Source organism: Kribbella sancticallisti, assembly GCF_039530625.1.
Classification (GTDB): domain Bacteria; phylum Actinomycetota; class Actinomycetes; order Propionibacteriales; family Kribbellaceae; genus Kribbella; species Kribbella sancticallisti.
Window position 1 is genome coordinate 81935 of sequence record NZ_BAAAOS010000053.1, and the last position, 19664, is coordinate 101598.

Annotated in this window: 20 protein-coding genes; 16 read left to right on the plus strand and 4 right to left on the minus strand. The window is 67.9% G+C overall.

Annotated features, from left to right (window positions below):
- The first annotated feature begins 30 nt into the window (after nt 1–30).
- Together ABD255_RS32965 and ABD255_RS32970 are read left to right on the plus strand one after the other, a co-directional pair.
- On the plus strand, nt 31–789 hold the full coding sequence (locus ABD255_RS32965; protein ID WP_344220718.1) for a sugar phosphate isomerase/epimerase family protein: 759 nt from the start codon (nt 31–33) through the stop codon (nt 787–789).
- A 207-nt stretch (nt 790–996) separates the two neighbouring features.
- Nucleotides 997–2421: a diguanylate cyclase domain-containing protein gene (locus tag ABD255_RS32970; protein ID WP_344220719.1), complete on the plus strand. Its 1425-nt coding sequence runs from the start codon at nt 997–999 to the stop codon at nt 2419–2421.
- Here ABD255_RS32970 and ABD255_RS32975 read toward each other — a convergent pair whose 3' ends face one another.
- Nucleotides 2422–2889, minus strand: coding sequence for a hypothetical protein (locus ABD255_RS32975; protein WP_344220720.1), 468 nt, complete (start codon nt 2887–2889; stop codon nt 2422–2424).
- A 39-nt stretch (nt 2890–2928) separates the two neighbouring features.
- Here ABD255_RS32975 and ABD255_RS32980 point away from each other — a divergent pair, with 39 nt between their 5' ends.
- Nucleotides 2929–3651: a phosphotransferase family protein gene (locus tag ABD255_RS32980; RefSeq protein ID WP_344220721.1), complete on the plus strand. Its 723-nt coding sequence runs from the start codon at nt 2929–2931 to the stop codon at nt 3649–3651.
- On the opposite strand, the gene ABD255_RS32985 is transcribed toward ABD255_RS32980, so the two are convergent.
- Nucleotides 3616–4098: a GNAT family N-acetyltransferase gene (locus ABD255_RS32985; protein WP_344220722.1), complete on the minus strand. Its 483-nt coding sequence runs from the start codon at nt 4096–4098 to the stop codon at nt 3616–3618. The genes ABD255_RS32980 and ABD255_RS32985 overlap by 36 nt on opposite strands.
- Nucleotides 4099–4281: 183 nt before the next feature.
- Between ABD255_RS32985 and ABD255_RS32990 the strand changes: the two genes are divergently transcribed.
- The 10 genes from ABD255_RS32990 to ABD255_RS33035 all read left to right on the plus strand — a co-directional run bounded on the left by ABD255_RS32990 (nt 4282) and on the right by ABD255_RS33035 (nt 14661).
- Complete coding sequence (locus ABD255_RS32990; protein WP_344220723.1) at nt 4282–5862, plus strand: alkaline phosphatase D family protein; 1581 nt, start codon at nt 4282–4284, stop codon at nt 5860–5862.
- Between the two features lie 151 nt (nt 5863–6013).
- Nucleotides 6014–6889: an aldo/keto reductase gene (locus tag ABD255_RS32995; protein ID WP_344220724.1), complete on the plus strand. Its 876-nt coding sequence runs from the start codon at nt 6014–6016 to the stop codon at nt 6887–6889.
- Nucleotides 6890–7012: 123 nt separating this feature from the next.
- Nucleotides 7013–7369: a tetratricopeptide repeat protein gene (locus ABD255_RS33000; protein WP_344220725.1), complete on the plus strand. Its 357-nt coding sequence runs from the start codon at nt 7013–7015 to the stop codon at nt 7367–7369.
- A 265-nt stretch (nt 7370–7634) separates the two neighbouring features.
- The gene (locus ABD255_RS33005) at nt 7635–8960 is read left to right on the plus strand and encodes a M48 family metalloprotease (protein ID WP_344220726.1); all 1326 of its coding nucleotides are present in this window, start codon (nt 7635–7637) and stop codon (nt 8958–8960) included.
- Between the two features lie 6 nt (nt 8961–8966).
- The gene (locus tag ABD255_RS33010) at nt 8967–10343 is read left to right on the plus strand and encodes a type IV secretory system conjugative DNA transfer family protein (protein WP_344220727.1); all 1377 of its coding nucleotides are present in this window, start codon (nt 8967–8969) and stop codon (nt 10341–10343) included.
- Nucleotides 10340–10489 carry a hypothetical protein gene (locus ABD255_RS33015; RefSeq protein ID WP_344220728.1) on the plus strand — a complete coding sequence of 50 codons (150 nt, stop codon included), beginning with the start codon at nt 10340–10342 and terminating at the stop codon, nt 10487–10489. Before ABD255_RS33010 ends, ABD255_RS33015 begins: the two co-directional genes overlap by 4 nt.
- 49 nt (nt 10490–10538) lie before the next feature.
- Nucleotides 10539–11015: a hypothetical protein gene (locus tag ABD255_RS33020; protein ID WP_344220729.1), complete on the plus strand. Its 477-nt coding sequence runs from the start codon at nt 10539–10541 to the stop codon at nt 11013–11015.
- Nucleotides 11016–11950: 935 nt separating this feature from the next.
- Entirely contained in the window at nt 11951–13258 is a 1308-nt protein-coding gene (locus ABD255_RS33025; protein WP_344220730.1) for a hypothetical protein, read from the plus strand.
- Between the two features lie 3 nt (nt 13259–13261).
- On the plus strand, nt 13262–13672 hold the full coding sequence (locus tag ABD255_RS33030) for a hypothetical protein (RefSeq protein ID WP_344220731.1): 411 nt from the start codon (nt 13262–13264) through the stop codon (nt 13670–13672).
- Nucleotides 13669–14661 carry a hypothetical protein gene (locus ABD255_RS33035; protein WP_344220732.1) on the plus strand — a complete coding sequence of 331 codons (993 nt, stop codon included), beginning with the start codon at nt 13669–13671 and terminating at the stop codon, nt 14659–14661. Before ABD255_RS33030 ends, ABD255_RS33035 begins: the two co-directional genes overlap by 4 nt.
- 4 nt (nt 14662–14665) lie before the next feature.
- On the opposite strand, the gene ABD255_RS33040 is transcribed toward ABD255_RS33035, so the two are convergent.
- Nucleotides 14666–15355, minus strand: a complete 690-nt coding sequence (locus ABD255_RS33040; protein WP_344220733.1) for a hypothetical protein — start codon at nt 15353–15355, stop codon at nt 14666–14668.
- Between the two features lie 156 nt (nt 15356–15511).
- Here ABD255_RS33040 and ABD255_RS33045 point away from each other — a divergent pair, with 156 nt between their 5' ends.
- A complete protein-coding gene (locus ABD255_RS33045) occupies nt 15512–16030 on the plus strand; it encodes a hypothetical protein (protein ID WP_344220734.1) in 519 nt (172 codons plus the stop codon).
- A gap of 2 nt (nt 16031–16032) precedes the next feature.
- Here ABD255_RS33045 and ABD255_RS33050 read toward each other — a convergent pair whose 3' ends face one another.
- Nucleotides 16033–17757, minus strand: coding sequence for a glycosyl hydrolase family 28-related protein (locus tag ABD255_RS33050; protein ID WP_344220735.1), 1725 nt, complete (start codon nt 17755–17757; stop codon nt 16033–16035).
- Nucleotides 17758–17920: 163 nt separating this feature from the next.
- Here ABD255_RS33050 and ABD255_RS33055 point away from each other — a divergent pair, with 163 nt between their 5' ends.
- Together ABD255_RS33055 and ABD255_RS33060 are read left to right on the plus strand one after the other, a co-directional pair.
- The gene (locus ABD255_RS33055) at nt 17921–19054 is read left to right on the plus strand and encodes an LLM class flavin-dependent oxidoreductase (protein WP_344220736.1); all 1134 of its coding nucleotides are present in this window, start codon (nt 17921–17923) and stop codon (nt 19052–19054) included.
- Nucleotides 19051–19653: an FMN reductase gene (locus tag ABD255_RS33060; protein ID WP_344220737.1), complete on the plus strand. Its 603-nt coding sequence runs from the start codon at nt 19051–19053 to the stop codon at nt 19651–19653. Before ABD255_RS33055 ends, ABD255_RS33060 begins: the two co-directional genes overlap by 4 nt.
- Nucleotides 19654–19664 lie beyond the last annotated feature (11 nt).

Below are 19664 nucleotides of genomic sequence, written 5' to 3' on the forward strand. Positions count from 1 at the left end.
CGCACATACCTCCGACGCGAAGGAGCGCCCATGAGCGACCGGACCATTCCCGCCGACGGCATCGGCATGCACCTCTACACGATGCGCGAGCCGCTGGCCGAGGACTATCCGGGCACGCTGAAGCGGCTGGCCGAGATCGGCTACCGGACGGTCGGGGTGAGCGGCCGGTTCGGGCACTCCGCCGAGAAGATCCGCGCCTTCGCCGACGACGCCGGGCTGAAGATCGTGCTCGAGCACGTCGGGTACAACCGGCTGACGGACGACTGGGAAGGTGCGCTGGCCGATGTGCGCACGCTGGGTGGCCAGTGGATCGTCGTCCCTTCGCTGCCGACCGAGTTGCGCACTCCCGAGGGATTCCGGGAGGCCGCTGCCGCGTTCACCGTGGCCGGGCGGGCGGCACGAGAGCAAGGGCTGAAACTGCTCTTCCACAACCACGGGCACGACTTCGACGAGGTCGACGGCCAGGTGCTGTTCGACATCCTGCTCGACGAGGTCGAGCCCGATTTGCTCGGCTTCGAACTCGACCTGTACTGGGTGGTGAACGGCGGCAAGGACCCGATCGCGTACTTCGAGTCGCACCCCGGCCGCTTCCCCGCGCTGCACGTCAAGGACCTGGCCACGGACGGGTCGTTCGCGGACGTCGGAGCGGGCCGGCTCGACTTCCCGGCGATCTTCGCGCAGGCCGAGAGCGGCGGAGTACAGCAGTGGCTGGTCGAGCACGACGCTCCCACCGACCCGTGGGATTCGGCGCTGACGAGCTACCGGTCGCTCGCGGAAATGCGGTACTGAGCGGCCTGAGGGACTACTCTCGTCACTGACTGGATTCGGCCGACTACCGTCCGGCGTACTACGCTGTCGGCCCGGCGTGTCGGAGCGCATCCTCCGGCTGGGCCGATCTGTCACTCTGTAAGGGGCCCTAACCACGGCGGGGTCTCGTGAGGCCGCCGATGCCGTGACGTCGGAGAGACACGCGTGCAGAACGAGCCCACTGTGCGGATGACGGCAGTTCGCCGTCTCTACGAGGTGAGCGCCCGGATGGGCGCCGGGCGGAGCCTGGCCGAAACCCTGCAGGCGGTGGTCGACGGAGTGGTGGACGGCCTTGGTTTCGGCATCGCCGTGCTGAACCTGCGTCAGCCCGACGGCAAGTTCGAGGTGATCGCGGTCTCGGGCTCCCCCGAGGCCAAGGAGGCGCTGCTCGGCACGATCAGCGCCGCGGACATCTTCGACGCCGAGTTCGCGATCGCCGACAACTGGGGTGGGCTGCGGTTCGTGCCGCACGAACGGCTGCCCGAGGGTGAGGTGGTCGGCTGGGTGCCGGACGTACCGGTCTCCGAGGACCCGGCCGCCTGGCATCCGCTGGACGCGCTGTTCGCGCCGCTGCACTCGCCGGAGGGTGAACTGGTCGGCATGCTCTCGGTCGACCTGCCCGAGGACCAGCGGCGTCCCGGTTACATCCACCGAGAGTTGCTGGAGATCTTCGCGACACAGGCCGGACTGGCGATCGACAAAGCCCGGCTGACCGATCAACTGCTGGCCGAGAAGGCGCGGCTGGAGGCCAGCGAGACGACCTTCCGGCTGGTCTTCGAGGGCGCCGGCAACGGGATGGCGACGATCGCCTTCGACGGCCCGGAGGCCGGCCGCATCCTGCGCGTCAACGACGCCTTCTGCCACATCACCGGCTACACGTCGGCGCAACTGGTCGGGACGACCTTCGTCGACTACCTGCGGGACGAGAACTCGGGCCAGACCCAGCGCGAGATCGAGCACCTCACCACCGGGACCGGCCCGTACCGGTTCGAGCGGACCTTCCGGCGGACCGACGGCCACGACATCTGGCTCGGCGGTACGGCCGCGGTCGTTGACCAGGGCAAGGACCAGCCGCGGATCATCCTGATCCAGATCGACGACGTGACCGCCCGCAAGGACGAGGAACGCGAACTGCGCCACCACGCGGCGCACGATCCGCTCACTGGCCTGCCGAACCGGCGACTGCTGCAGCACCGCTTCAGCTCCGCCCTGCAACGGTCACGGCAGAGCGGGCGGCGCGGAGTACTGCTGTTCTGCGATCTGAACCACTTCAAGCAGGTGAACGACAAGTACGGTCACGAGGCCGGCGACAAGGCGCTGCGTGAGATCGCCGACCGGCTGCTGACCGAGGTCCGGCACGGTGACACCGTGGCCCGGCTGGGCGGCGACGAGTTCGCCATCCTGGCCGAGGACATCGACGGCGACGACCTGGACATGCTGATGCGCCGGATCGACGAGGCCATCAGCCGCCCGCTGGAAGACATCGACGTCGCCGTCACCGCCAGCATCGGCACCGCCGTCGTCAGCCCCTACGCCTCGAACCTCGACGAACTCCTCCGCACCGCCGACAACGCCATGTACGAGGCGAAACGCGGCCACCGCGCCCGGCAGTAGTCACTTCCGCCGACGTTGGCGGCGCGGGTTGTTGGGGGTGGGGACCGGCTTGGGGTGGCGTTCTTCGTCCCAGGTCTGCAGTTGCAGGATGCAGAACTGGTTGTAGCGCTCGACCGACGCCAGTTGGCCGATGCCGTAGAACGCGAAGATCGGCGTCCAGCGGCCCTTGCCGGCCTCGGTCGTCCACCGGACCGCCGGGAAGTTCGTGATCCGGACGATCTGGCTCCTGGGAATCCGCCGGCTCAGCAGGATGCCGCGGACCTCGATCCCGTCCGGGCCGTACCGAACGCCCATCCGCTGACTCCGCACCGCCAGCAGCACCCCCAGCGCGAGCGCCAGCCCGGAGATCGCCAGCGGCACCGGCTCGAACCCCTGCGTGTCGATCAGATAGCCGATCACGATCCCGGCCAAGGCCAGCCAGAGCACGGTCTGGGCTATGCGACTGATCAACTGCGGTTTGAGGTCCACCGCTGAATCATCCCTGATGACCCATGACAGAGTTGAGGGGTGGAGGAGAAGCTGGCGGGTGGGTTCGTGAACACGGTCGTCCGGAAGGGCGACACCGTACTGCGAACGCCCGGCGACCGAGCCGAGTTCGTCCACGATCTGCTGGGCTTGCTCGCCGACTGGCCGGGCGCCCCGCGGTACCTCGGGATGGACGGCGACCGCGAGATCCTCAGCTTCCTCGACGGCTACGTGGCGTGGGAAGAACCACGCAAGCCCGCGGTCCACTCGCCCGGCTGCCTGCGCTCCGTCGGCCGCCTGGTCCGCGAGTTCCACGACCTGACCGCCGGTACATCCCTGGCCGGCGACGAGGAAGTCGTCTGCCACAACGACCTCTCCCCGAAAAACACCGTGTACTCCGCCGACGGCACCCGCGCGACCGCCTTCATCGACTGGGACATCGCCGCCCCCGGCCCTCGCATCCACGACTTGGCCTTCATCTGCTGGCAATACGCCGAACCCGGCACCCCGCAGTACGTCGCCTCTCAGTGGCGCGCGCTCCTGGACGGCTATGGCCCAGCCGACACCCAGGGTCTGGTCGACACGATTTTGTGGTGGCAGACCCGCACCTGGCAGGGCATCGAGTCCGCCGCCTCCATTGGCGATTCGGCGATGACCCGCCTGGTCGACCTCGGCGTACCGGCTCAGATCCGTGAGTCGACCGCCTGGATCACCACCCACTCCGCAGTACTAGCTGCCGAGCTTGGTGAGGGCGGTGTCGGTTAGGCGGTAGGTGGTCCATTCGTCTTGGGGGGTGGCGCCGACGGACTTGTAGAAGTCGATGGCGGGAGTGTTCCAGTCGAGGACGGACCACTCGAGGCGTTCGTAGTTGTTGCGGACGCATTCCTGGGCGAGGGCGGTGAGGAGCGCCTTGCCGAGGCCGGAGCCGCGTTGGTCGGGGTGGACGAAGAGGTCTTCGAGGTAGATGCCGTGGACGCCGCGCCAGGTGGAGAAGTTGAGGAACCACAGGGCGCAGCCGACCACCTCGCCGTCGATTTCCGCGACGTGGCAGAACACGGCGGGCGTCGTACCGAACAGGGCGGTGTCCAGTTGGTCGGCCGTCAGCCGGCACTCCTGCGGCGCGCGCTCGTACTCGGCCAGGCCGTAGACCAGGTCGACGATCGCCTTTACGTCGTCCGGCCGGGCCCGTCGAATCCGCTCGTCAGTCAGCATGCGTCCCATCCTGCCCCGGGGATTCACCGGTGACGAACTCTGGTAATTCCACCGATCGTTACTGTTAACTTATCGCACAGGATCGTTAATCTCCGGGACCAGTCACGGCCGTCCCTTGGACACCTGACGACTGAAGGCTGGCAGCGCTTCTCACTCGACCCGCCTGTCGCAGGAGGAACCCTGATGTCTGTCTCCCGTCGTCGTTTCATCGGTTTCGGAGGCGCGGGCACAGCCGCCGTGCTGCTCGGCACCGGCAGTTGGGACGCCTCGACCACCTACGCCGCGCCGTCCGGCAGCGGCAACCCGTTCACGCTCGGCGTCGCCTCGGGCGACCCGCGGTACGACAGCGTCGTCCTGTGGACCCGCCTCGCCACCGACCCGTACGCCGTCGACGGGCGCGGAGGGATGCCGGACAAGCCGATCCGGGTCGAGTACGAGGTCGCCCGGGACGAGCACTTCCGGCACATCGTGCGCCGCTCCAGCGTGGTCGCGACGCCCGAACTCGGCCACTCCATCCACCCCGAGATCGGCGGGCTGGCGCCGAATCACGAGTACTACTACCGCTTCCGCACCGGCGGCGAGATCTCCCGCACCGGCCGAACCCGTACGACGCCGCACCCGCTCGCCTCGCCCCGCGAACTCCGGTTCGCGTTCGCCTCGTGCAACGCGTGGCAGGACGGGTACTTCACGGCGTACGACCACATGGCGGCAGAGGACCTCGACCTGGTCGTGCACCTGGGCGACTACCTCTATGAATCCGGCGTCAGGACCAACAGGCGGGGCGTGGTGACGGATCCTCGCTTCCACACCGAGACGTTCGACCTGGCCCGCTACCGGCTGCAGTACTCGCTCTACAAGTCGGAACTGCCACTGCAGGAGGCGCACGCTCAGCACCCGTGGATCCACACGTTCGACGACCACGAGGTGGAGAACAACTGGGCCGGCGATCTCTCCCAGGCGGACACCGAGCCGGACCAGGACCCGGTGGTGTTCCGGGCTCGGCGGGCGCAGGCGTTCCAGGCGATGTACGAGAACCTGCCGCTGCGGCATGAGCAGATGCCGTCGGGTCCGGACGGGCGGTTCCACCGGCGGATCCCCTACGGGCGGCTGGCCGACTTCACCATCCTCGACACCCGGCAGTACCGGTCGGACCAGCCTTGTGGTGACGGGGCTTCGTCGACCTGCGACGACCGGTTCGACCCCGACAACACGATGCTCGGCGGCAAGCAGCGCCAGTGGCTGCTCGACGGCTTCCGTACGTCGCGCGCCCGCTGGCAGGTGCTCGGCAACCAGGCCCCGATGGGGCAGACCGACTGGACCCCCGGGCCGGAGACGCACGTCTGGCTGGACCCGTGGGACGGATATGTCGCCGAGCGCAACAAGGTGCTGGCGGCCGCGCAGGACAGCGGCGTCCGCAACCTGGTGGTGATCACCGGAGACCGGCACCAGAACTACGCCCTGGAACTCAAGCGCGACTTCGCGAACCCCGATTCCCGCACGGTCGGCACCGAGTTCGTCGGCACCTCCATCACCAGCGGCGGCGACGGCTCCGACACCACTCCCCAGGGCGAGCAGTTCCTGGCCGCGAATCCGCACCTGAAATTCTTCAACTCCCAACGCGGCTACGTCCGAGTCACCGTCGACAACCACCGCTGGCGCTCGGACTTCCGCGTCCTCCCCTACGTCACCAAGCCCGACGCCTCCATCACCACCCGAGCCACCTACGTCGTGGAAGACCGCAACCCCCACGTCCACGTCGCCTGAACCTCTGCTCGTCGATCGGCGCGACGCGACCGGGATTCAGGAGGGAACGGTGCTCACCGACTGACCCTCGGCAGGATTCAGCACCTGAGGTGCTGGCTCTCAGAGATTTTTACTGTTGGAAAACTGGATAGTGGCGGGGGAGGTTGGGGGCATGGCTTCCAACTCCTCCACCACCCGCAGGATCGGCGATGTCGCGGTCAGCGCGATCGGGCTCGGCGGCATGCCGATGTCGATCGAGGGCCGGCCCGACGAGGCGCGGTCGATCGCGACGATCCACGCCGCGCTCGACGCCGGCATCACGCTGATCGACACCGCCGACGCCTACCACCTGGACTCCTCCGACATCGGCCACAACGAGACGCTGATCGCGAAGGCGCTCAACTCGTACGGCGGGGACACGTCCGGGGTACTCGTCGCGACCAAGGGCGGGCACCTCCGTCCCGGTGGTGGCGCCTGGACTCTCGACGGTTCACCCAAGCACCTGAAGCAGGCCGCCGAGGACTCGCTCAAGCGGCTCGGGGTGGACGCGATCGGGCTCTACCAGTTCCACCGCCCGGACCCGAAGACGCCGTACGAGGAGTCGATCGGCGCGATCCGCGACCTGCTCGACGCGGGCAAGATCCGGCTGGCCGGTATCTCCAACGCGAACCCGGACCAGATCCGCCAGGCCAACGACATCCTCGGCGGCCGGCTGGTCTCGGTCCAGAACCAGTTCTCGCCCAAGTTCCGCTCCAGCGAACCCGAGCTCGAGCTGTGCGACGAACTCGGCATCGCCTTCCTGCCGTGGTCCCCGCTCGGCGGCATCTCCAACGCCGGCGACCTCGGCACGAAGCACCCCGCCTTCCACACCCTGTCCGCGGAACTCGGTGTCAGCCCGCAGAAGCTGACGCTCGCCTGGATGCTCGCCAAGTCCCCTGTCGTCATCCCGATCCCAGGCTCCAGCCGCCCGGAAACGATCCGCGACTCCTACTCCGCGATCGACCTCACCCTCACCCCGGAGCAGGTCGCGGCCCTCGACGCCGCCTGATCCGCATCCCTGCGTAGTACGGGCGGAATAACGCCCGTACTGCGGAGCGTTGGGGCTGGCGTTGCCAGTACTGCCGAGACGGAGGTCCCACGACCGGGGTGGTGGGGCAGGGAAGGAATTCAGATGGAAGACATGCGCGCGTTGAGCTACGGCCTCGGCCAGCAGTACTTCGAGGAACGGAACTACCGCGACGCGATCCGAGCCCTGCTCCCGATCGTCGAGGAGACCCCCGGGGACGTCGGTACCAGGCTTCTCCTGGCCCGTGCCTACTTCCACTCCGCCCTCCTCAAGCCGGCCGAGGAGCACCTGGTCGAGATCCTCGACCGCGAGCCCACGGAGTCCTACGCCCACCTCCTGATGGCCCGCACCCTCGAACGCCAGTCCCGCCGCGACGAGGCCACCAAGCACCGCCGAATCGCCGCCGCCCTGACCGGCGACGATTCCCTCCTGGCCTCCCACGGCGTCCGCTCTCAGTCCTGACTGAGCGCCCCCAGCACCCCCGCTGACGTGGTTGTCCACAGCCGGTCAGCTCGCTGACTGCGCCGCAGACCCTTCAAACGGTAGGGTCTGCGGCGGTGTCGCTCCGTCACGCTCCGGTGGCACTGTGCACCCGACCCCGGGTCACTGCAACAGCTGACCAGCCGAGATTGCGGAGGACCAGTTGGGGATCTGTGCCCGCTGCGGGAACCAGCGAGACCCGGCCAGCAGAAGTTGTCCGCACTGTGAAGCGGGCGCAACTCAGGCGGTGAGCATCCGGTCGGTGCCGACCGGATTCCAGGAGGCTCCCGGTCCGCCGACGACGCCCTCCTGGCCGACGGCGAGCACCCTGCCACCTGGGTCTGTGGACGAGGCTGCCGACGCCGACGCGGACGCCGCTGCCGGTCGGCTGCGGCGGCTCAAGGCGGGCATGCGACGGGCCTTCACCAGGCCACCCGGCTACCGGAACGTCTTCGTCTGGTTCGTGACCGGCATGCTGCGGAACAAGCGCGGCCTGGTCGGCGCACTGATCGCCACCTGGTTCAACCTCCCCATCGCCGTGCTCCTCGGCGGTCTGGGCTTGGTGATCGGCGCCATTGCCGGGTATGTCGGAGGCGCGCTCGGCGGCAACAACACCGCGGATTCCTGGCTGAGCGACATCCCGGTGCTGAGCAGCATGCTCAACAGCGCGATGCTGCAGGGCGGCGGGATCCTCGGTCTGCTGGCAGGAGCCGCGGTCGGCGCGCTCGGAGGATTCCTCTTCGGCCTGCTGGTCCCCTGGCTCGCGGTCGCGGCGATCAGCCCGTTCGACGGCATCGGCCGCTTCCTGGCCCAGCTTCTCGTAGCACTCCTGTGCGGGCTGCTCTACACCATCTACGGAGTGATGGCCGAGGGATGGCTCCTCCGGGTGCAAGGAGCGCGGAGGCCGAGCCGGCGGGAGCAGGCACTGATCGATCCCATCATCAAGGACTGTGCGAAGCGGATGGGCCTGTCCTCCGTGCCGCCGTTGCTGATCGACGACGACCGGGCGCCGAACGCCTTCGCGGCCACTCGCCACATCGCCGTGAACCGAGGATTCCTCGACGAGTTCGACTACGACCCCGAGCCGCTGGCCGGAGTCATCTGCCACGAGCTGACGCACTGGCGTAACGCGGACACGATCTCCAATCTCTTCATCCGCGGCGTGGCGCTCCCGCTCTACCTCTCCTACAACGTGTGCACCTGGCTCCTCCAGATCACGCGCGGAACCGCGCAGTTCATCGTCATGCTGACGACGTGGCCGATCCTGGTCTGCATCAGGTACTTCGTGATGCCGCTGCAGGCGGCCGGCAGCCAGGCGGCGGAGTACCAGGCCGATCAGGGCGCCGTGTACGCCGGGCATCGGCAAGGCATCCGGCAGGTCCTGACCAGGTTCCGGGACAGCTTCGACGGTGCACGGAACGGCTGGGACCTGTCCATCCTCGCCTCGCACCCGCCCAACGAGCTGCGGCTGGAGGCGATCGAGGAGTCCGGCGTCGACTACCCGCTGCCGGACGCCGACGGACCCGCGACACCCATGCCGGTGATCATCACCAGCTCGCTGGTCCGGGACTGAGGCCCGATGAACGCTCAGTGGCCGACGATCCCACCGTTCGGCATCGAGCCGCGCCGGCAGGTGTTCCTCGGTTGGGACGCCAGGGGTGGATACAAGCGGTGCTGGAGCGCTCCTGAGGACTCGGTCGGCATCATCGGTCCACCGCGCTATGGCAAGACCTCCGGGCTGATCATCCCGTCGGTGCTCTGGTGGGAGGGACCGCTCGTCTGTACTTCGACCCGTGGCGACATCCTCGCCTTCACCGGGAATCGCCGCCGCGCCCTCGCAGCGCAGTACGGGGGGTCGGTGAAGGTCTACGACCCGTTCGGCAGCGAGTATCCCGAGCTGTCGATGCGGTGGTCGCCGCTGGCGGACTGCGAGAACCCGTCGGTCTGTTACCGGCGGGTGGCGGCGATGACCGCGGTTGCGGGGCAGGGGGTGCAGGACGGTGACCACTGGCGTGGTGGCGCGGCCGCGATCCTGCGCGCCTACTTCCATGCCGCCGCGCTCGAGGGGCTGTCCCTGTCCGTCGTACGGCGCTGGCTGACGAGTCAGGAGGTTCGCGACCCCACGGCGATCCTGCGGCTCTCGTCGAGCCCCGGCGCGATGTGGGCCGACGACCTCGACGCGGTCAAGCTGCTCGGCGATCGGGAGCGCGGCAGCTTCTACTCGGTCGCGCGCAACACCTTGGAGGCAACCTCCGAACCGACCGTACTGGCCTCGTGCGCGGCCAACGATCTCGACATCGACGAGTTCCTGGCCAGCCGGTCCTCGTTGTTCATCATCGGCCCGTCGCATCAGCAGCAGGCGATCGCGCCGTTGATGGCCGGTCTGGTCGACAGCATCGCGCAGCGCGCCTCGGAACTCGCTGCCGCGCAAGGTGGTCGGCTGGACCCGCCGTTGCTGCTGGCCCTGGACGAGATCGCCAACATCGCCCCACTGCAAAGCCTTCCGTCGCTGGTCAGTGAGGGCGGCGGCCGCGGCATCGTCACCATGTGGGCCACCCAAAGCCTCGCCCAACTGCGCAACCGGTACGGCGTAGAGCAGCAGGCGGCGATCCTCGCGGCAACCACGGCCAAGCTGATCTTCGGCGGCTTGTCGAACGGCGAGGACCTGCACAACATCTCTTCCTGGGCAGGCGAGGAGAGGCAGACCGCCACCAGCATGCAAGTCGCGCCGAACACGGGCATGGCGACCGGCCAGGTCGGAGTCGGCGGAGCACTGGGCGGCCAGAACCACACCGTGAGCAACATCTTCCGGCCCGCCCTCCCGGTCAGCGCAATCCAGATGCTCCCGCCCTTCCACGCCTGGCTCTTCTGGCGTAGCGAACCCCACTTCCAAGTAGAAGCCAGACCCGCCGGCGCGATCCAAGAATTCGCCCAGCTGCGGGGATTCACGCCATGAGCTATCAGCACAAGTACCTGGCGAGAGTCCGGCCAGGGGGTACGTTCCGACGCCGGCGATGCCCCGAAATGATCGCCATCGACCGCGAAGCCGCCGAGCAACTGATCCGTGAAACCCGCGGCATCACCGGGACAACCGACCTGTGAACTCTGAAGTGAAGGCCAAGACCCGCAACCAGCTGGAGGGATTCACGAGATGACCGCCGATGACTACGAGTACTTCGCCGAGGTCTGGGGCGAGGAGACGGTGGATCGCCCCGGTGGGCTGTGGCGGCGTCGTGGTGGCGATACGGAGTACCTGTCGCTGATCGATTGGGCGTGGCACCCCGCCGCCGGCATCGACCTGCCGCACCCCGATCTCCTCGTACCGATCGACCACGATCAGGTGCGGACGCTGCTCGGCGACCACCAGCGATTCGCCAAATACTGGGTACTGCGCGAAGCCTCGGAGTCGCCGGAGCCCGAGATCCGGGTGTACAGGCAACTCCCCAGCCCCGAGCGCCTGGTCGAGGAGGTATTCGGCCGGGGCAATACCTGGATCCCCACCAACGCCATCAGAGACTTCCGCACCGGCGGCCCGCACGAGGTCCCCGACCTGGAGCCAATCGACCCGACAACCGCCGAACGCCTGATCCGGGAAACCCGCGACATCTCCGGAGCCACTGAGCTTTGAGTCCACAAGCACAGCCCTGGCGAGGCAAGGGCCACGAATCCGGACTGGAGCTCACCGCCGAGCAGAACGAGGCTGTCGGCGTGGCCCATGAGCGCGCTGTGCGAAGACGGCGCGAACTGGACGACGCGATGGAACAGACCAGGGCGAGCGCCGCCGAATACGGCAGCGAGCTGCGAGGACTGAAGTACTCGCTCAAGGACATCGAGTCGTTTCGTAGCAAGGTCGCCCGCCGAGAGGCCGACAGGACGGCGGAGGAGAGCGCGAACGCCACCGCCGACCTCAACCGCTACACCCTCACGTTTCCCCACGAGCAGTACACGGACGGGGTTCTCAGCAGCTACGAAAGTTTGCGGGAGCAAGGCTTCGTCCTGATCAAGGACCGAAACAGCTGGACCCAACCGGACTACCGGGGCATCAACACAACGTGGGCGGTCGCCGGACCCGACGGAAAAGCGCTGCACAAGTTCGAAGTCCAGTTCCACACCCCGGAGAGCTTCAGCGTCAAAGACGGCCCCAACCATCTGCTGTACGAGTTGCAACGCGCGGACGACCCGGCCAATCCGCGACTGACGCGGAGGGAGGCAATCCGCCATCTTCAAGCTGAGCGTTATGGGGAGATGAAGCCCCCGCCAGGTCATGAGCGGATCTGTCAGCCCGCCGTCGCGCTACCGCTCCGCCCGGTGACCGAGGTCGCCAAGGAGGAGGTACGAGCCGAAGAGCGTGAACTCGCGGAACGCAAAGCCACCGAGAAGGTGCGAGCCAAGCAGGAACAAGAGGCGACGGGCACGCCGACTACGGATCACAACACCGTCGGCCCTGCGCCACCGGAGCTGTTCTCGCGGGGCGGGAGTCGGACCAACCGCGATGTTCTCGACAACGGTGGCGGGGTGCCGCTGACGGCGGAGGCCGTTGACGAGGCGGCTGAGGCCGGCGGCGTGGACCTCACCGGCGTCGAGATCTTCATCATCCGGGAACCCGACGAGATCAGGTATCTCGACAGCGAGAGCGCCTGCGCCTACACACCCGCAGAGCTCGGCGGGGATCAGATTCGACTCGGTCCGGCGAGTTTCGCCGACCGGGAGATGCTGGTGGCGACCCTTGCGCATGAGAAGACCCATGTCGATCAACTCCGGGCCGGCGCCGGCGACGACCTGGGCTCGGAGACCATCAAGAATCTCGAAGAAGAGGCGTCTGCGAGCGAAGCTCCCGCGCTGGAAAGACTGAGGGAATATGACCGCGATCAGGTTCAGCGTGGAGACAACGTTCGATCTCCCGAACAGGGACGGGATCCTGGTTCCGGGCCAGTTGCTGACAGGCGAGATCCGGGGCGGGACGACACTGCTGACGGAGGACACCAACCAGCCGGTCCGGGTCCTGGGAGTGGAGTTCCTGACGCCGGCACAGGTGGGCACGAACAGGTTGACCCTGCGGATCGACCGGAAGGACGCGACGGCGATCAAGCCGGGAACGACGCTGATCAGCCCGTCCTGACCAACCTCGAGGCCGAACAGGACCCGGAACCCGAGCCGGAAGCCGAGCGCGAGGAAGACCCGGATCCCGAGCTAGATCCCGAACCCGAGATCGAGCAGGAGCCCGAGGTCGAGCAGGAGCCCGAGGTTGACGAGGAGCCCGAGGTTGACGGGGAGCCCGAGGTTGAGGGCGACAGTGCGGCCGAGCCGGAGACGGAACCCGACGTCGAGCGCCAGGGTGAGGCCGAGGTCGAGCAGGAACCGACGCCTGAACCCCAGGCAGACCCGGAAGTGGATCCCGAACAGGAGCAGGACCCCGGACCTGAGGGCGAGGAGGCGCCCGAACAGGAACCGGAGGTAGACGCCGAGGTCGAAGAAGAGCCGGCGCCGGAGGCCGACCCTGAGACCGATCCAGAGGTCGAAGACGAGCCCGACCCGGAACTGGAGCCCGATACCGATCCGGAAGTCGAAGACGATCCTGCCCCTGAGCCGGAGCCCGAACCCGAACCCGAACCCGAGCCCGAACCCGAACCCGAACCCGAGCCCGAACCCGAGCCGGAGCCCGAACCCGAACCCGAACCCGAACCCGAACCTGAGGGCGAGGAGGCGGACGCTGAGGCGGTGTCCGGGTCGGAGGCTGGTGGTGGGTATGGGGAGCAGGCTCAGGCCGATGATGAGCGGGTTTCGGAGTCCATGGGGGCTGAGCAGGGTGGCGGCGGCTATGAGGACGACTCGTATGACAGTTCGGCTAGTGCCGGCACGGAGAGGGAGTGACGGATGGCCTCGAAACCGCCGTGGGTCTGGGATGAGCTGACCGAGGAGGTGCGGGAGCAGTCCTGGCAGCGGCTCGCGGAGTGGGTTGGCTGGTTGGAGGACGCCTACTCGCCATGGGTGATGTTGCCGCCATGTTGGCCGGTGCACGAAGGGCTCAGGACCGAGTTGACGATGTTCTGGTACTGGCATCGCTGGCTGACCACCGCGGCCGTCAATCCGATCGACGGTGTGCGTTGGCACAACGATCTGCGGCGGTCCGCGCTTGCCTGGCGCGAGTTGGCGAACTGCAGGCACGAGCCGCCCGTGGCGCACCACAGCCAGATCCTGGCGGCCCGCCGATCCAAGCACCAGGAGTACCTCTCCGAAGCCCAACGAGCCGGCGTACTGCGACGGCCCGAACCAGAGGAAGCATGACGGTGGAGACAAAGCAGCCGGACCGACCCGTCAGCCCGTTCGTCGAGCCGTGGCAGCCGACCCAGCGGGCGGTGATCATCACCGTCGTGGCCGTGACGCTCGTCATCCTGTTGAGCGCCATGACCTTCGTGGTCCAACGGATCTGGTACACCCCGGAGTCCCCGGTCGACGGCTACTTCCGCGCTCTGGCCGACCGCGACGCCGACAAGGCCTCGTCCTATCTGACCGGCGACGACTCGTCCGCCACGGCCGCCATCCTGACGTCGGAGCAGTACGTCGCGCCGACCGACCTGAAGGTGCAGGGCATCGAGGACGACAGCGACGACGGCAAGCGCCGTACCGCGAAGGTCAGCTACGCCATCGGCGACACCAAGAAGACCGGCGAGGTCTCCCTGCGCCGCAGCGAGGAGTTGTCGTTCGGCCTGTTCCGCGGCTGGAGCATCTCGGAGAGTCGCCCGTCGCTCGAGATCACCACGTCGGCGCCGATCGCCGTCCAGGTCAACGGCGCAACGCTGGAGGCCGATCCGGAGCAGTCGCTGCGGGCGACGGTGTTCCCGGGGCGCTACGTCGTCGACGTCGCGGACAACCCGCTGCTGGAGACCGATCCGGTCACCGTCGACGTCGGCTTCGACGACGCCGAGGCGAACCTGGTCACGCGGATCAAGGAGACGGCCCAGGCGGAGGTGGACAAGCAGATCAAGGAGTACCTGAAGGGCTGCCTGGTCGAGGCCACGAAACCGGAGCACAACTGCCCGTTCTCCATGGGCTACAGCGACATCACCCGCCCGGTCTGGCGGATCGACAAGTACCCCACCATCGAACTGAAGCTGGGCTCCAGGGGCCAGATCGTCGCGGAGTCGACCGCCGACGGCCAGGCCACCCTGACCGGCAAGGGGTACGGCGGCACCCCGTACGCCGACAGCACGCCCTTCGACCTCAGCGGCGGGGTCACCGTCGAGCAGGGCAAGGTCGTCTTCCTGCCCGACTAGGGAATCACGGTTTGGTCGAGGTGAGGGCGGTCGTGTAGATCGTCTTCATCTTCGGCCAGGTCGTCACCAGCGCCGAGGCGTACAGGACGTAGTCGACGCCACCAGATCGCCAGTAGACCGAGTTGACGTGTTTGCGGCCGCCTTCGGCGTCGAACTCGAACTCCCAGGTGACGGACTCGTGCCCGCGCCACTTGCCGGGCGTGAGCGCGACCCGCTGGTAGCTGGGGTACCTCGTGATGAACTCCGCCTCGCCGTCCTTCTGGACGTCGAACAGCGGCCGCGACGGGGACGGAGATCCGCCGTACCGCAGGAAACTGGTCGGCTCGGCCGGATCGGTGGCCTGCGTGCTGGTCTGGCCTTCCCGGGGCTTCGCCTGCCAGCCGACGGGGATCAAGGTGGTGACTCCCGCCGGCCCGGAGACTGCCTGGAAGCCCGCCGGTACGCCGGGTTCACCGGCCGGGGGCGTCGAGGTCGCGGGCGCGGAGGTGGCAGGGGTGGAGGTCGTGGGCGTGGTCGGCTCCGACGGGTCGGTCGGAGTAGTGACCGACGCCGACCCTGGTACGCCGGTACTGCTCGGCGCCGGGGTGGATCCCGACTCGGCCGCGTTCGCCTCGCCACCGCCGCCGGAACGCACGACCAGCAACGTGGTGCCGACGATGGCACAGGCCGTCAGGTTGGCGGCGAGCACGATCACGGCCAACTTCCTGGAACTAACCCCAGTACGCGATTGACTCAGCGCTCCCCAGTAGACGTCGTCAACGGCTCGAATCGCCCGGACCGCTAGGCTACCCGGAGCATTCGCAAGCGCACTGTAGGCGACGGCAGGTTGGCCCACAAGGCAGGACTTGAATTGGTTGAGCAACCGGACGAGGAAGCGGCCGCGGCGGTCGAGCGGCTGCAGCAGGAACTGCTCACGAGGCCGGAGGACAACGACCTCCGGACGCAACTGGCGTGGGCGATCAGGCGGCTGACGGAGGAGTCTCTCGCCGTCACCGTCTACGAGGTGCGCGTCATCGCCAGCGACCGGCAGCGTCGGATGGCCCGGGAGGCCTCCGCCCGGATCCTCGAGCTCGCTCCCTGGGACGGCGACCTACGTGCCTTCGCCACCAACCTCTCCGACGAGGTCGAGCGGGGTGGCCGATGGACGTGGGAGAGCAAGGCGCTGGCGCAGACGCTGGCCGCCTGCGTGGCCGTGATCGGCCTGGCGCTGGTGGTCGCGGGTGGGCTCGTCGGCAGCATCCCGCTGATCGTCACGGCGGCACTACTGAGCAGCGCCGGCCTCGCCTGCGTCGTCCTCGGATTCCGCAGAGAGGCCTGGCGCATCACCGCTCGAGAGGCTGAGCCGCTGCTCGAACGCGCCGGGATCTGAGGTCAGCGGCGGGCTCGTTGGGCGGTGTACAGGTCGGCGACAGCTGGCCGTTCGCCTAGTTGGAACGTGCCGTTCTCCAGGTCGCCGGCGAAGTCTCGGGGGAGGCCGCTGGAGTTGGCGGTGAGGCCTTGGAGGCCGACGGTGATGCTTCGCGGGGCGACGTCGGCCAACTGGATGGCGTAGGGAGCGCCGCTGGTGATGCGGATGTTCCAGTGGGCGATGCGGGCGCCGAACAGAGGACCGGAGGCTGCTGAGCCGCCGACTCGGCCGTTGTTCGCCAAGGTGATGTCGGTGCGGGCGTTCTCGAACGGCATCGCGCGGTGGGTGTCGAAGGTGCCTTCGGCCATCGTGCCGCGGCGCCAGACGTTGCCGGCCGACAGACCTTCCAGATTGAGACCGTGATGGAGTGCGCCGGTCGGCAGCGGCTGCGTGAACGGCTCGATCTCGAAGCCCTCGACCAGGTTGTCATGTGATTGCATTCGGCAAGCAAAACTGTGGTGCGCGGAGCGGCCGCCGACCGCGACGTTGGTCAGGGTGACAGCCTTGGTGGTGGTGAAACCGAAGCCCAGGTCGCAGTTCTCCACCCGGACGTCGTCGGCCCAGCAGTCGTGCACCGCCTGGAAACACAGGCCGTTCGCGCCTGGGTGCCGGTTGTGGATCGTCATCGGCCGCAACTCGTTCCGGATCGTCAGCGACTCCACCCCGACGTCGTGCACGGTCGGCCCGATCTCCCGAAGCCGCGACGGCCAGCTCGGCCGCAGGTCGTAGCGCAGCGGCTGGGCCAACCTCACCAGGCGGTCCCCCAGCACTGCCTCGATCCGCACCGGCCACTGCAACGTGGCGTACTGGATGTACTGGCCGGCAGAACCAGTCGTCAACTGCGGCGCCTTCACGGGCCAGTCGTACTGCGTGGTCCCGGCGACATCCCCAGCCACGTGCCGCAGTACGCCGGCATCTGCGGGGTTGTCCGTTTCCAGTACTACGAGGTCGCCCGCGGCCAGGCGGCTCGTATCCGACACCACCAGCGTGCGCTGACCACGGGAGGCGGCACCCACCTCGGCCAACGTGTCGCCGAGCAGCCAGCCTTCGGAGGCGGCGAAGTCCTCGGCTTCGGACTTGGCCTTCCGTTCGGGTGCGATCACCCAGATCTGGCCGCCGGTCCAGGACCATCGGCTCTGCAGGCTGGGCTGCAGGTTCGGGCGGTACGACTCCTCGAGTGGTCGGGTGAAGTGGAGGACCGTGTCGTCGCGGCCCGATCCCCTGAGTACGACGTTCGACCAGTGGATCCAGATCGGCGAGTCCAGGCGGTAGGTGCCGGGCGGGACGAGGATCGTGCCGCCGCCGTGCGTACCGGCGTACTGGACGGCGGCGTTGAAGGCGGGCGCGGCGTCCGCAGTACTGCCTGGGCGGGCTCCGAAGTCGGTGACGCGCGCGATCACCCGCGGGCGGCGTGGGCGTTCCCCGCCGCGGTAGCCGGCGTGGGAGATGTCTGGGATCAGCGGGTGCGTGCCGGGCGCCTCGGCCCACTGGTTGAGGAGTTCCTCGGAGAGGTCGCGCGGTCTGCGGGAAGCTCCCGCGACACCGGCCGACGCGGTACTGGCCGACGCCGTACTGGCTGACGCGGTATCGGCTGGCGCGGGGCCGGCCGTGGCGGGAAGCGCGGAGGTCAGGCCGGCGACGGGGATGGCGGCGGCTCCGCCGAGTAGCAGGCGGCGGCTGAGTGTCATGGGGCTCCTCGGGGCGGTGAGGGTTTCATGTGGCGGGACCTAGTTTCACTGGACGGACCCGGTCTGACAAGACCTCGTGATGGAATGACTCGGCCCGCTGTGGCGTTCATCCAGACAAATAGTTTAATCTTTGATAGTCACTAAACGAGACCAAGGAGCTGAGATGCAGTTCGGTGTGTTCACCGTCGGCGACGTGACGCAGGATCCGACCACCGGCCGGACCCTGAGCGAGGCCGAGCGGATCAAGGCGATGGTCGCGATCGCGCTCAAGGCCGAAGAGGTCGGCCTCGACGTCTTCGCGCAGGGCGAGCACCACAACCCGCCCTTCGTACCGTCCTCACCGACCACGATGCTGGGCTTCATCGCGGCGCAGACCTCGAAGCTGATCCTGTCCACCTCCACGACGCTGATCACCACGAACGACCCGGTGAAGATCGCCGAGGACTACGCGATCCTGCAGCACCTGGCCGACGGCCGGGTCGACCTGATGATGGGTCGCGGCAACACCGGGCCGGTCTACCCGTGGTTCGGGCAGGACATCCGCAACGGGATCGCCCTGGCGGTCGAGAACTACGCCCTGCTGCGCCGGTTGTGGCGCGAGGACGTGGTCGACTGGGAAGGCAAGTTCCGCACCCCGCTGCAGGGCTTCACCTCGACGCCGCGGCCGCTGGACGACGTACCGCCGTTCGTCTGGCACGGCTCGATCCGCAGCCCCGAGATCGCCGAGCAGGCGGCGTACTACGGCGACGGATTCTTCCACAACAACATCTTCTGGCCGATCTCGCACACCAAGCAGATGATCGACCTGTACCGCCGCCGGTTCGAGCACTACGGCCACGGCTCCGCCGACCAGGCGATCGTCGGACTCGGCGGGCAGGTGTTCATGCGGAAGAACTCGCAGGACGCCGTGAACGAGTTCCGGCCGTACTTCGACAACGCGCCGGTCTACGGGCACGGTCCCTCCCTGGAGGACTTCACCCGGGAGACGCCGTTGACGGTGGGTAGCCCGCAGCAGGTGATCGAGCGGACGCTGTCGTTCCGCGAGCACTTCGGCGACTACCAACGGCAGTTGTTCCTGATGGACCACGCCGGGTTGCCGCTGAAGACGGTGCTGGAGCAGCTGGACATCCTGGGCTCCGAGGTGGTTCCCGTGCTGCGCAAGGAGTTCGACTCGTTGCGGCCGGCCCATGTACCGGAGGCGCCGACGCATGCTTCCCTGAAGGCCGCGGCCGAGCGGGCCCGTGCACTGGAGACCGTGAGCCCCGAGGTCGTGGGCCTGGAAGGGACTGCCCGATGAAGGAACGCACCATCGCCGTGGTGAGCGCGGGACTGACGACACCGTCGTCCACCCGCCTCCTCGCCGACCGCCTCACCGCCGCCGTCCGGGACGACCTGGACGGCCGCGGGATCCCTTACCGGGTGGTGGTTGTGGAGCTACGCGACGTCGCGCACGACCTGACGAACAACCTGCTCACGGGCTTCCCGTCGAAGGAACTCGCCGAGGTGCTGGAGTCCGTCGTACGGGCTGATGCGCTGATCGCGGTGACGCCGACGTTCAGTACGTCGTACAACGGGCTGTTCAAGATGTTCTTCGACGTATTGGACGACCAGGCGCTGGCCGGCAAGCCGGTACTGATCGCAGCTACTGGCGGCACCGAACGCCACTCCCTGGTGCTGGACTACGCCCTCCGCCCGCTCTTCACCTACCTGAAGGCCGTCGTGGTCCCCACCGGCGTCTATGCCGCCTCCTCCGATTGGGGCACTGGCGCGGCGAACCTCCACGCTCGGATCGCCCGTGCCGCCACTCAACTAGTAGACCTCCTAGGCAACGATCAGCCCACGGTCGCCGACCCGTACGCCGACCCCATCCCCTTCGAAAACCTCCTGAACAGCTGATTGTCAGTTGT